The sequence below is a fragment of the Paenarthrobacter sp. JL.01a genome (assembly GCF_025452095.1).
In the GTDB taxonomy this organism is placed as follows: Bacteria; Actinomycetota; Actinomycetes; order Actinomycetales; family Micrococcaceae; genus Arthrobacter.
This window is the reverse complement of record NZ_CP104877.1, coordinates 3,254,531-3,266,405: the sequence shown is the minus strand read 5'-3', so window position 1 is coordinate 3,266,405 and position 11,875 is coordinate 3,254,531. Positions and strand designations below refer to the sequence as shown.

General features: G+C 64.4%; 9 protein-coding genes. 4 read left to right on the top strand and 5 right to left on the bottom strand.

The annotated features are described in order from the left end of the window. Positions 1 to 76 precede the first annotated feature (76 nt). Positions 77 to 637: a winged helix-turn-helix transcriptional regulator gene (locus N5P29_RS15360; RefSeq protein WP_262275683.1), complete on the top strand. Its 561-nt coding sequence runs from the start codon at positions 77 to 79 to the stop codon at positions 635 to 637. Continuing rightward, entirely contained in the window at positions 634 to 2,028 is a 1,395-nt protein-coding gene (locus tag N5P29_RS15355) for an MFS transporter (protein WP_262275682.1), read from the top strand. Before N5P29_RS15360 ends, N5P29_RS15355 begins: the two co-directional genes overlap by 4 nt. 68 nt (positions 2,029 to 2,096) lie before the next feature. Here the strand turns inward: N5P29_RS15355 and N5P29_RS15350 are convergent, their stop codons facing one another. Genes N5P29_RS15350 through N5P29_RS15335 form a run of 4 tightly spaced genes read right to left on the bottom strand, consistent with a single transcriptional unit; the run spans position 2,097 to position 8,372 of the window. After that, entirely contained in the window at positions 2,097 to 5,183 is a 3,087-nt protein-coding gene (locus N5P29_RS15350; protein WP_262275681.1) for a glycoside hydrolase family 2 TIM barrel-domain containing protein, read from the bottom strand. Further along, the gene (locus N5P29_RS15345; protein WP_262275680.1) at positions 5,183 to 6,097 is read right to left on the bottom strand and encodes a carbohydrate ABC transporter permease; all 915 of its coding nucleotides are present in this window, start codon (positions 6,095 to 6,097) and stop codon (positions 5,183 to 5,185) included. The genes N5P29_RS15350 and N5P29_RS15345 overlap by 1 nt, the downstream gene beginning before the upstream one ends. Further along, on the bottom strand, positions 6,094 to 7,041 hold the full coding sequence (locus N5P29_RS15340; RefSeq protein WP_262275679.1) for a carbohydrate ABC transporter permease: 948 nt from the start codon (positions 7,039 to 7,041) through the stop codon (positions 6,094 to 6,096). The genes N5P29_RS15345 and N5P29_RS15340 overlap by 4 nt, the downstream gene beginning before the upstream one ends. Further along, positions 7,038 to 8,372 carry an ABC transporter substrate-binding protein gene (locus N5P29_RS15335; RefSeq protein WP_262275678.1) on the bottom strand — a complete coding sequence of 445 codons (1,335 nt, stop codon included), beginning with the start codon at positions 8,370 to 8,372 and terminating at the stop codon, positions 7,038 to 7,040. Before N5P29_RS15335 ends, N5P29_RS15340 begins: the two co-directional genes overlap by 4 nt. Positions 8,373 to 8,515: 143 nt before the next feature. On the opposite strand from N5P29_RS15335, the gene N5P29_RS15330 reads away from it, so the two are divergent. Further along, complete coding sequence (locus N5P29_RS15330; RefSeq protein WP_262275677.1) at positions 8,516 to 9,130, top strand: TetR/AcrR family transcriptional regulator; 615 nt, start codon at positions 8,516 to 8,518, stop codon at positions 9,128 to 9,130. 61 nt (positions 9,131 to 9,191) lie between these two features. Here the strand turns inward: N5P29_RS15330 and N5P29_RS15325 are convergent, their stop codons facing one another. Beyond that, complete coding sequence (locus tag N5P29_RS15325) at positions 9,192 to 10,367, bottom strand: acyl-CoA dehydrogenase family protein (protein WP_262275676.1); 1,176 nt, start codon at positions 10,365 to 10,367, stop codon at positions 9,192 to 9,194. 134 nt (positions 10,368 to 10,501) lie between these two features. Between N5P29_RS15325 and N5P29_RS15320 the strand changes: the two genes are divergently transcribed. Beyond that, a complete protein-coding gene (locus N5P29_RS15320; protein ID WP_262275675.1) occupies positions 10,502 to 11,869 on the top strand; it encodes a glycosyltransferase 87 family protein in 1,368 nt (455 codons plus the stop codon). The last annotated feature ends 6 nt before the right edge of the window (positions 11,870 to 11,875 follow it).

Genomic DNA, 11,875 nt, shown 5'->3' with positions numbered 1-11,875 from the left:
GAACCCCGCGCAACCTGGACGTACGTGTCGTGGTCACTTATAGCTTTCTTTAGAAAAGTCAGATAGTTTCATGCCCATGCCACTTCGCTCTGACTGGTCTGCCCGTTCGTGCAGCCTTGCCCGCGGCCTCGATGTCCTTGGTGACCCTTGGGGAAGCCTGGTGCTCCGCGAAATCTTCCTTGGGAACGGCCGGTTCGATGCCATCAAGCAACGGCTCGAGGTGGCCGATTCAGTCCTCAGCAAGCGTCTGGGGTGGTTGCTCGACGCCGGGTTACTGGCCCAGCGGCCGTACCAGGACGGACGCCGCACCCGCCAGGAATATGTCCTGACCACCAAGGGCGAGGAAGCTCTGCCTGTCCTGAACGCGATCATCATCTGGGCGGAAAAGCATCTGGACGCGCCCAACGAAACCTCCCACATGAGGGTCATCCATACAGACTGCGGGCAAGCGACGTCCTCGGCGGATACGTGCACCCACTGCGGCACGGCACTGACCGCCGCCAACACCAGCTGGCACAGTTTCAAGCGCAACAAGCACCCGGTTCCCCTGGCCGTGGCACCCCGGCAAGCCACTACCGCAGATCCAGCCACAGCAGCAGATCCAGCCAGCACCACAGAGACGGAGATCCCCGCATGACCGCTCCCGACGTCACAGGGACACCCACTGAATCGTCACGGGTCCCGTCCAGTAAGCGGGCGTCCGGAAAGCGTCCGTCCGGCCGCCGCCTCCACCCGGCCTGGATCGTTGCCGCGGTAGCCTTCCTTGCCTTGGTCGGAGCGGCCGGCTTCCGTGCAGCTCCCGGCGTACTGATGGTCCCGCTGCAGCAGGAATTCGGCTGGTCCACCACGGTGCTGTCGCTCGCGGTAAGCATCAACCTGGTCCTTTTCGGGCTGACGGCACCTTTCGCGGCAGCCCTCATGGAACGCTTCGGCATCCGCAAAGTGACCTCGTTGGCCCTGTGCCTGATCGGTCTTGGTTCGGCACTGACTGTCCTTGTGAACCAGTCGTGGCAGATCCTCCTCACCTGGGGAGTGCTCATCGGTTTGGGAACCGGCTCCATGGCTCTCGTCTTCGCGGCTACGATCGCCAACACCTGGTTCGCCAAAAGCCGCGGCTTGGTGATCGGCATTCTCACCGCAGGAAGTGCGGCCGGTCAGCTGGTCTTCCTGCCGTTCATCGCTGCGCTTGCCCAGAACCCGGGCTGGCGCGGGGCCTCGCTGCTCATCGCTGCCGGTGCGCTCGCCGTGGTACCGCTGGTGCTGCGGTGGCTACGGAACTCACCGGCCGACGTCGGGGTGCTGCCTTATGGTGCGCAAGAACCTGAGGTGCAGGTCGCCGACGCCGGGACCACCGCTGCGGCGGTCGGCAAGCCGGAGGTAGTGGTTCCGAAGGATTCCACCAACGCCGCTGTCCGTGCCCTGCAGGTCCTCAAGCGGGCCGTCAAGGTCCGGACGTTCTGGGCCTTGGTTGCGGGCTTCGCTATCTGCGGAGCTACCACGAACGGCCTCATCGGAACGCACTTCATTCCCTCGGCGCACGATCACGGCATGCCCGAAACCACGGCGGCGGGCTTGCTGGCCGTCGTAGGAATCTTCGACATCGTGGGAACCATCGCCTCAGGCTGGCTGACCGACCGCTTCAATCCCAAGGTTTTGCTGGCCGTCTACTACCAGTTCCGGGGGATCGGCCTTCTGGTGCTGCCGTTGCTGCTGGGCTCGTCCGTGGAACCGAGCATGATCATTTTCGTGGTGGTGTATGGGCTTGATTGGGTGGCGACGGTCCCGCCCACGGCCGCCATCTGCCGCTCGGTGTTCGGCGCCGATGGTTCGGTGGTGTTCGGCTGGGTGTTCGCCGCCCACCAGCTGGGAGCCGCCGCAGCCGCGCTCGCGGCCGGGTTCATCCGCGACGTCACGGGACACTACAACTATGCATGGCTGGGTGCAGCGGCCATGTGCACTGTGGCGGCAGTCATCAGCGCCACCGTCCGCAAGGACGCCAAGAAGGTGCCCGTAGCGGTGTCCGGGTGACGTTGTGAGGCCCGCTCTGCACGCTATTTCCGTCGGATAGCACGCAGAGCAGGCCCCACAACGGCGGGCTAGCCGGGCTCGGTGAACCGGAAGACCAGGGTGCGGGCTTCGGGACGCAGGGCGTAGTCGGGCCAAACGTCCGGTCCGCACGCCCTGGACCCGAGGCCATGCTGTGCCGCGTCCAGGTACAGATAACTGCCTTGGCTGGCTGGCAACTCGTGCGGATGGGCAGCTGCGGAAATCTCCTGTGCCGTGTGCCGGGCGAGCGTGAAGCCCGGCAAACGGTCCCGGGAGTCCGGGACCGCCTGGACGTGCAGCCACGGAGAACCGTTGTTCTGCAGGTCCAGGGAGCGAACCGCACTCCTGTGGCCGGATTCCTGCGGCTTGGCGTACTGCACGGACAGCTGATCAATCCCCGAGGCATAGCGTCCAACCAGTGCGGCGTGCATGCTGTCCGGGTACGACTCATGGGGCCCGGTTCCGAACCAGGAGGCGCCGTCCACGGATCCCGGCAGGTCGAACCGGATCCCGACACGCGGCCAGATGATGTCCCAGCCGGCGCTCGGAACAATCTCCGCGCGGAGCCACAGCTGGCCGTCTGAAAGTTGCCAGTTTTCCTCCAAGGAGACCCAGCGAGCGGTGTCGGCTGCGGAGTAGCGCGTCTGGATCACCATGCCCGAGTCGTCGGCGGCCACCCTTTCCACCCGACCCGTGAGCCGGTCCAGGCCTGCAGCGCGCCAGACGGCCTCCATTGAAGGGGCGGGAACGCCGTCGCCATTGTTGAGCCACGGGTCGGCGAGGTCATAACTACCGCGGCCCGCGCCGGCGTCGTTATCCGTAGGGGCGCGCCACAACTCCAAGCGGGGGCCGGAGACCGGCAGTCCAGCAAGGGAAGCCAACCGCCCGTGTTCAAAGACCGCGGGACCAAGATGCAGGACGGGCGGCACCGTGTCAGCGGCCTGCCCTGCCGGTAGCGTTGGCCTGGGCGGGGTTGCACTGGAGCCCTGCAGCGCCAACGGCAACTGAGCCGCGGAGATCACGTGGCCGGTGTCGGCCCACGTGCTGTCCTTGCGGAGCGCAGCCTCCACGGTCAACCAATGTTCGCCGGTCCCCACCACGTCCAGGCGGGGAAGCTCCACCCGGACTGTGTCACCGGCGGCCAGCGGCTGACCCGAGGAATCGGCGACGTCGAATTCTCCCGAAGCGCCCGGCTGTCCGTCACGCTCAAGCCGCCAGCGGAGCACCACATCCGACGCATCGGCGGTGTGCCTCAGGTTGGCGACAGAGACGAAGTGGCGGGTGCCGCCGTCGTGCGTTTCGGTGGAGAAGCCCAAGCGGATCGGTGCGACGATCTGCTTGTACTCGAAGAGGCCCGGGCTGGGCGTGGAGTCCGAGTGGACCATGCCGTCCATGACGAAGTTGCCGTCGTGAACCACCTCGCCGAAGTCCCCGCCGTAAGCGAAGAATTCAGTGCCGTCGGCAGCAGTGGTTCGGATGCCGTGATCCCGCCACTCCCAGACGAAGCCACCGTGTAGCCGCGGGTAGCGGTCCACCAGGGCCTCGTATTGGTCGATCGCGCCCGGGCCGTTCCCCATGGCATGGACGTACTCGCACAGGATGAACGGTTTGGTCCGCTGCCTGGCCGACTCCGCCGCGGAGCAGCCCAGCAGCAGCGCCCCTGAGTCATCGCGTCCGATCGACTCGGTTTCCGGCACCGACGAGTACATCCGCGAGTACACGTCCGTGTAGGCGCCTGTGTAGTCACCCTCGTAATGGACGGGGCGGCCGGCATCGCGGGCATGGGTCCAGGCGGACATCGCAGCGAGGTTGGCGCCCGTACCGGACTCGTTGCCCAGCGACCACATGACGATGGAGGGATGGTTCTTGTCCCGCTCCACCGCACGCTCCATGCGGTCCACGTACGCCTCGCGCCAGGCGGGGTCGTCACTGGGGTTGCCCACCCAGCCGTGCCGCTCGAAACCGTGGGTCTCGAGGTCGCACTCCAGGATCACCCAGAAGCCCAGTTCGTCAGCGATGTCCAGCAAACGGGGGTGCGGCGGATAGTGGCTGGTGCGGATCGCGTTGACGTTGAACTGCTTCATCATGGCCAGGTCCGCGCGGGCAAAGTCCTCGTCAAAGACCCGTCCCCGGTCCGGATGCGTCTCATGACGGTTCACGCCGTGGAACACCACGCGCTTTCCGTTCACCAGGAATTGGTCGCCCTTGATCTCCACAGTACGGAAACCCAGGCGAAGCGAAATGGTCTCGCCTTCGCTGGCCACGGTCGCGTTGTAGAGGCGGGGCACCTCTGCGGACCAAGGTTCGACGCCGGTGATCGCCACCGGGGCGATGTCGGCAGCGGAGTTCCAGACGACGTCGATATCCAGTTCGGGAACGGACAGCCGAACCGGGTAGGCGGCCTGGCCTGCGGTGATCTCCGGGTCAATGACGCCGGCGCCGGCGGTGAAGGACGTCCGCAACCAGATGTCGTCGATACCCGTCTTTGGGCGGGCCTGCAGCGTCACGTCGCGGAAGATGCCAGGCATCCACCACTGGTCCTGGTCTTCGACGTAGCTCGAGGCGGACCACTGGTGGACGCGTACGGCCAAGAGGTTGGTGCCCGGCCGGAGTGCTTCCGTGACATCAAACTCCTGCGCCAGCCTGCTGCCCGTGCCCACCCCGATCTCGGTTCCGTTGAGCCACACCTTGTAGCGGGACTCGACGCCGTCGAAACGCAGCGCTGTTCTGGCTGCCCTGTCCCAGTCCAATGGGAGTTCGAACGTCCGGCGATAATCGCCGGTAGGGTTTTCATCCGGGACGTGGGGCGCGTCCGTGGGGAACGGAAACTGGACGTTGGTGTAGATGGGCCGGCCGTAGGCGCCGTCTCCCTCCAACACCCAGTGGGCCGGGACAGGGATCCGGTCCCAGCCGGAATCGTCCAGGTCCTCTGCGGCAACACCCTCCACTGCTTCGCCCACAGGGAGGACGCCGCGTCCGCCCGGGGTACCCGGGGCGCCAGCCAAAAGACGGAAGCGCCACTGGCCATTCAACGAAAAGGTTGGTGCATCGCTGTGCAGCCACGACCGGGCGGGGAGGCGGTTCCCTGTGCCCGGTCCGGTGTCAGTGATGTAGCTGGTTACTGTTTGGGCGGTCATTACTTCACGGCTCCTTCTGTCAGCCCACCGCGCCAGAAGCGCTGCAGGACAATCATGGCGATGCTGAGCGGGATGATGGAGAGCAGCACTCCGCCCGTGGTCAGTTCGTAGAATTCGGGCAGGCGGTCCACCTGGCTGAGCCAGTTGTTCAGGCCCAGCGTGATGGGGTAGAGCTCGGAATCGGACAGCATGACCAGCGGCAGGAAGTAGTTGTTCCAGATGCCCACCAGTTGGAAAAGGAACACCGTGACCAAGGCCGGCGTCAGGACTTTGAGCCCAATGGTGTGGAAGATGCGGAGTTCGCCGGCGCCATCGATCCTGGCGGCCTCGATCAGCGAAGTGTCCACAGTGGCCTGGGCATAGATCCTGCACAGGAACAGCCCGAACGGCGAGACCAGCGAAGGTAACAACACACTCCAGTACGTGTTGGCCAGGCCCAGCTGGCTGAACAGGAGGAACAAGGGAAGCGCCGTCGCTGTACCGGGGACCAGGACGCCGCCGAGGATGGTGCCGAACACCAGGTTGCGTCCCTTGAACTCGTACTTGGCAAGTGCGTAGCCGCCTGCTGCCGCAAAGTATGTGGCCAGGAGCGCGCCGGCGCCGGCATAGATCGCCGAGTTCAGGAACCAACGGCCGAAGATTCCATCGTCGTAGCTGACCACCCGGCCGATGTTCTCCCACAGGGAGAACGTGGGAGCGAACCAGAAGCCATTGGTGGAGAAGAGGTCGGACGTGGACTTCGTGGAGGCGACGAAGACCCAGTACACGGGAATCAAAAAGTAGAGGGCAACCACCACCAAAAGGGCGGTGACAATGATGGTGGACGACCGGCGTCGTCCGGCTGATCGGTCCGGACCCGCGGACCGGGCCTTGGCAGCGGCGACTGCGGGTGACTTGGTAGCTGTAGTGGTCATGATGACTTCCTGTTGGTCAGCGCGAGGAAGGCGAACGAAAGGGTGAAGGCGGCGACGGCGATGATGACCGACTGGGCGGCCGCGACGTTGTAGTCGTTGTACGCGAAGGCCGTGGTGTAGGCGCTCAGATTGGGCGTGTACTGGCTGTCGATGGCAGGGGCCACGGTTTTGAGGACCTGCGCTTCAGCGAACAACTGCAGGGTGCCGATGATCGAAAACACCGTGGTGAGCATGAGGGCCGGACGGATCAGGGGAAGCTGGATGCTGCGGGCGACCCGCCAGGTAGACGCTCCGTCCACCTTTGCTGCCTCGTAGAGTTCCACGGGAATGGCCTTGAGCTGCGCCACGATGATCAGCATGTTGTAGCCCGTGTAGCTCCAGGTGACGATGTTGGCGATGGACCACAACACGCTATTGGCGCCCAGGAAATCCGGGGTGAGGCCGACGAGTTTGGCCGCGTCAAACAGGGGGCTGAGGCCGGGCACATACAGGAAGGACCACAGAATGGTGGCGATGACCCCGGGAACGCCGTAGGGCATGAAGTAGGCGGCGCGGAAGAAGCCGGGCCATTTGGCCGATGCCGATTCCAACATCAACGCCAGGACAGTGCAGAGGACGATCATGACCGGAACCTGGACGATGCCGAACAGCAGCATGCGGCCGATGGATGCCACGAAACTGCCGTCCGCCAGAGCCTGGGCGTAGTTGCCGAACCCGGCGAACTCACTGGTTACACCCGCCTCGCCGAAGAGTCCGCTCCTGGTCACCTTGGTGAAGCTGGAGAGGATCGCCACCACAATGGGCAGCAGAAACGTCAGTGCGAAAAGAGCCAGGAAAGGAGCCAGCAGAAGCCAGGGTGCCCGTGCCGCGGCGCCTGTCCTCTTGCCGCGGCCGGCCGCCCCGACGGGACGTTGCATGGTGGATGCAGTGCGCGTGGTCGTCATGCCGTTTCCTTCCTGATGGTGAGGCCCTTGTTCTTGAAAACGGTGATGATCTGCTGCTCGGAAGCGGCAATCGAGTCCACCAGGGAGGTCCCGAAGGCCTTCTTCCGGAAACCGTCACTGAGGATGTTGAAGGACTGCTGGGTTACGGGCCACCAAGACCAGTCAGGGTTTTGCTGCTGCGCTGCCGGGATGAAGATGTCCTGGTTGTAGTTTTGACCCCCGAAGAAGGCCGAAGGTTGTTGACGGTCCGTTCCAATGAAATCCGGATTCGGGGACCAGCCGATGCCGCTGTTGTTAATCTCGGCGTCGATGCCTTCTTTCGATGTTGTCAGCCAGACGGCGAACTCCACCGCTTCCTTGGGGTGCTTGCTGTTGGCCAGGACGGCGGCGGTTGAACCACCCAGGTAGCTGGAGCCGAATCCGGTGGCGCCCCACGTGGGCATGGGTGCAACCCGCCACTTTCCCTCGGACCCGCTGACGCCTTCGACCAGGGCATCGCCCCAGCTGCCGGTGACGGTGGAGGCGATTCCGCCCTTGCCGGCCGCGGCGAACCAGCCGGGGGAGAAGGCGCCGTACGTGGTGGTGACGAGGTCGTCGTCGATCGCTTTGTCGAAGAAGCGCGCGGTGTTGAGCGTGGCGTCGTCGGTCATGTTGATGACCCAGCCATCCTCCTCCGGACGCAGCCACGCGGCTCCTGCCTGCCCGGCGAAAGAAGCAAAGGATGAGGCGTCGCTGATCGGGAAGCAGTCCAGGTACGTGTCCACGGAACGAAGCTCGCGGGCCAGCCCCGCCCATTCGTCCCAGGTTTTCGGGGGAGCGCCGCCTACCTTGTCCAGAATGGCCGGCTGGTAGAACATGGCCATCGGACCTGAATCCTGGGGTATTCCGTAGACGCCGCCGGTGTAGCTGACCTGTTTCCACAACGTGGGGTCATAGAGGTGAGCGTGGTCCTTGGCACCGTAGCGGGAGATGTCCACCAGCCCGTTGACCAGCATGAACTCCGGGATCGACCGCAGCTCCACCTGTGCCAGGTCCGGGCCACCCCCGGCTGCCAGCGCCGAGTAGAGCTTCTGGTATCCGCCTGCGTTGCCGCCGGGGATCCAGACGACGTCCACCTGGATGTTTGGATTCGCTGCATTCCAGATGTCGGCAACCTTCTGGAAGTCCTTCAACCATGCCCAATACGTAAGCCGCACAGGACCGCTGGCGGCCGGGATGGTTGGTGCAGCGTTGACGGACTGGGTTCCCGGCGTCGCGCAGCCGGACAGCAGACCCATGGCTGCCGTACCCAGGCCTGCGCCCAAAAGTTGTCTTCGAGTAAAACGGGTCATGCGCCTTCACCTCTTTGTGTCAGGTTGACGCTGTCGGCACCCGAAGGCGGGCCCCGGCACGTCGATTGTGACCACGGTAACAGATAATTCGAGTGGTCACTCGAATTTCGAGAGGAGCCCGTATCCGCGTACACTGGCTAGCCATGACCACAAAGGACGTGTCCCGCGCAACGAAGCGTGGCCCTTACGCGAAATCGGAGGAACGGCGCCAGGCGATTCTGGACGCTGCGCATGCGGTGTTCGCTGCCCGCGGCTACCGCGGGGGATCGCTGCAGGATGTTGCGGACCGTGCAGGGATGAGCCAGACAAGCTTGCTGCACTATTTCCCGTCCAAGCGCGACCTCCTGATGTCGGTCCTGGAACGGCGTGACGAGATCACCGGCGGAGCCTTCCCTGATGACATGGAAGAGGGCTTGGCGGACTCGGTCATCCGGACGGCGCTGTACAACGAGAACATCCCCGGGGTGATCGAGCTCTACACGGTCCTGTGTGCGGAGTCCGTCACGGATGAGCACCCCGGCAGGGACTACTTCACCGCACGCTTCGAGCGATTGCGGGCAAGCTATGCCCGTCGTTTCGCCGAGCTTGCAGCCGACGGCAGGCTGCGGCCCGGCGTCGATCCCAAGGAAGCAGCCACCTCGCTGGTGGCTCTTTGGGACGGCCTCCAAACCCAGTGGCTCCTTGCCCCGGACAGGGTCGCCGTAACCAAGGGCCTTCAGGGGTTCCTCGACCTTGTGATCCTCCCGGACCCCAACTAGGGGACAGCAAACGTCCCATTGAGCCCCCGTAGCGACGTTTACTGTCCCCCAGGTGGGTGGGTTAGCCGCGGAAGGCCCCGATGCCCGTGATGTGCTGACCCAGGATCAGGGTGTGTACCTCGTCGGTTCCTTCATAGGTGCGCACGGACTCCAGATTGTTCGCGTGCCTTAGCGGAGCATAGTCAAGCGTGACGCCGTTGCCGCCCAGGATAGTACGGGCCTCGCGGGCGATCTTGATGGCCTCACGGACATTGTTCAGTTTGCCCATCGAAATCTGCTGCGGCTGCAAATGCCCGGCATCCTTCAGCCGGCCCAGGTGCAGGGCCAACAGCGTGCCCTTCTGGATTTCCAGGAGCATATTGACCAGCTTCTCCTGCGTCAACTGATAGCCGGCCAGGGGGCGACCAAACTGCAGGCGTTCACCGGCGTAGGAAAGGGCTGCTTCGTACGAATCGCGGGCCGCTCCCATGGCACCCCAGACAATCCCGTATCTGGCCTCGTTCAAGCAGGAGAACGGCCCCTTAAGGCCCATGGCACCTGGGAGGATTGCCTCCGGAGCCAGCCGAACGGCGTCGAACATCACATTGCACTGAACTGAGGCACGCATGGAAAGCTTTGGCTCAATCGGCGTTGCGGTGACGCCCGAAGCGCCCGCGGGAACCAGGAAACCACGTATCCCGTCATCGGTCCGGGCCCACACCACCATGACGTCGGCAATCGAGGCGAGTCCAATCCATCGCTTGGCTCCATCCAGCACCCATCCATCGCTGGTCTGCCGGGCTGTGGTGGTCATGGACGAAGGGTCCGAGCCGGCCGAGGGTTCTGTCAAAGCGAAGCAGCCGATCAGCTCTCCCGCGGCCATCCGCGGAAGCCACTGCTCCTTCTGTGCCTCCGATCCCCAACGATGGATCGCCGTCATGGCGAGCGAACCCTGCACCGAAACGAAGGTCCGGATGCCCGAATCGCCGGCTTCCAGCTCCATGGCGGCCAAGCCATATTCGACGGCGGTCCGTCCGGGGCAGCCGTAACCCTCCAGGTGCATGCCGAGAACGCCCAACTCGCCAAGCTCCGGGGCGATCTCCCGGGGGAAGACCGCGTCCTCGTACCAGCGGGAGATATTCGGCCGGATCCGCTGGGTGGTGTAATCACGAACCTTGTCGCGGACGGCAAGTTCGTCGTCGGAAAGCAGGGAATCCAGGGCCAGGACGTCGGAGGTGTTCGTCGTTGAATCGCTCATTCCAGCATCCTAGGCTCCTCGCAACCGCCCGGCGTGCCAGCCGGGCCCAAGGTTCTCGGAAGGCCGTTCAGTAGTATGGGACGCGGGGGCGGCACACTTCCCCCGCGAGACTTTGCTTACTTGGGGGATTTTGGATGGCACTGCCCGACGTCGAATTACGGACCGGAACGGGCGCCGCGCGGCCGCACCCAACAACCCAGGCCTCGCCTCTGCTCCTTCGTCTGCTGCCCGTGGCCGTTGTGGCTTTGCCGGTGTGGATGTTGCTCGCGAACTGGGCCAAACAAGGCCTGGACTTCAGCGTCTACTGGTTCGGTGGGAGCATCCTGAACCAGGCCGGTTCGTCCGCGTCTGAACTCTATGGCCCCACGGTGGCATCGGCCGGTGGGCCGCAATTGCCGTTTACCTATCCGCCGTTCGCTGCGTTGGTGTTCGGGTTGTTGGCCCGTTTGCCGCAACAGACGGCGCTCAACCTGTTCAATTGCGCCGGCGTGGTGGTGGCCGCTTGGGTGGCTGTCACGATCGTCCGTTACTGGTCGTCCAAGCCGGATCTGCGGAGCGCACTGTCATCGGCCAGAAGCTGTTGGGTTGCCGCAGCCCTTTTCCTGGCGATCCTGTTCCTGGGCCCGTGGCGCGAGACGTTCGCCTTCGGGCAGATCAACATCCTGCTCATGGGCCTGATGGTGGTGGACCTGCTCGGCGGCGTGTCCAAGCGCCGGAGGTTCCGGGGAAGCGGCTTCCTTGTTGGCGTCGCCGCCGGCATCAAGCTGACACCGCTGGTGTTCGGCCTGTACTTCCTGATGCGCAAGGACTGGCGGGGGCTGGTGAATATGTCCTTGGGCTTCGTCTCCACAGTACTTTTTGCTTGGTTGCTGCGCCCCGCGGAGTCCCTGTCGTTCTGGCTGGAAATCCTTCCCGACACCTCCCGCATCGGCGGGGCCGGCTACGTCGACAACCTCTCCATCAAGGGTGCACTGTTGCACTTCGGAGTGCCGCAGGACGTCGTGACGTTGCCATGGCTCGCTTTGAGCCTGGGAACGCTGGTTCTGGCCGCCGTCATGATCCGGGCGGCCAGCGCCCAGGGCGCCCGTGTTGTGGCGATTTCGACGACGGCGCTGGCCATGCTGCTCATCAGCCCCGTTTCGTGGTCGCACCATTGGGTCTGGATGGCCGTGGTCCTGCCGGCGTTCGCCTGGACCATTAAGGAAACCCCGGCGCGATTGAAGGGCCAGCGGATAGTGATGGCGGCGGTTCTTGCCCTCTCCACCCTGGTGTTCTTCTTCTCGCCGAAGACCATTGGTACCGCGCTCGGGGCTGCCAACCTGGATGTCCAGACGCCCGGTCTGTGGATCATGGCCTCCAGCTCAGGCGTTTTCTGCGCGGCGGGCATCCTGGTGTGCTGGCTGGCAGCTCTGCGCAGGAACTCGGTGCGAACCGATGAGATACCGGACGTTCCTACCCGCCTGCGCCAGTGGGCTGCCCGCTCCCAGGAACGAAGCGCCTAACGGCAA

What these genes read in the sequence shown, in the direction of transcription:
- N5P29_RS15335 (WP_262275678.1), bottom strand. Translation starts at nt 8,372, where the DNA reads ATGACCCGTTTTACTCGAAGACAACTTTTGGGCGCAGGCCTGGGTACG.
- N5P29_RS15325 (WP_262275676.1), bottom strand. Translation starts at nt 10,367, where the DNA reads ATGAGCGATTCAACGACGAACACCTCCGACGTCCTGGCCCTGGATTCC.
- N5P29_RS15360 (WP_262275683.1), top strand. Translation starts at nt 77, where the DNA reads ATGCCACTTCGCTCTGACTGGTCTGCCCGTTCGTGCAGCCTTGCCCGC.
- N5P29_RS15355 (WP_262275682.1), top strand. Translation starts at nt 634, where the DNA reads ATGACCGCTCCCGACGTCACAGGGACACCCACTGAATCGTCACGGGTC.
- N5P29_RS15330 (WP_262275677.1), top strand. Translation starts at nt 8,516, where the DNA reads ATGACCACAAAGGACGTGTCCCGCGCAACGAAGCGTGGCCCTTACGCG.
- N5P29_RS15350 (WP_262275681.1), bottom strand. Translation starts at nt 5,183, where the DNA reads ATGACCGCCCAAACAGTAACCAGCTACATCACTGACACCGGACCGGGC.
- N5P29_RS15320 (WP_262275675.1), top strand. Translation starts at nt 10,502, where the DNA reads ATGGCACTGCCCGACGTCGAATTACGGACCGGAACGGGCGCCGCGCGG.
- N5P29_RS15340 (WP_262275679.1), bottom strand. Translation starts at nt 7,041, where the DNA reads ATGACGACCACGCGCACTGCATCCACCATGCAACGTCCCGTCGGGGCG.
- N5P29_RS15345 (WP_262275680.1), bottom strand. Translation starts at nt 6,097, where the DNA reads ATGACCACTACAGCTACCAAGTCACCCGCAGTCGCCGCTGCCAAGGCC.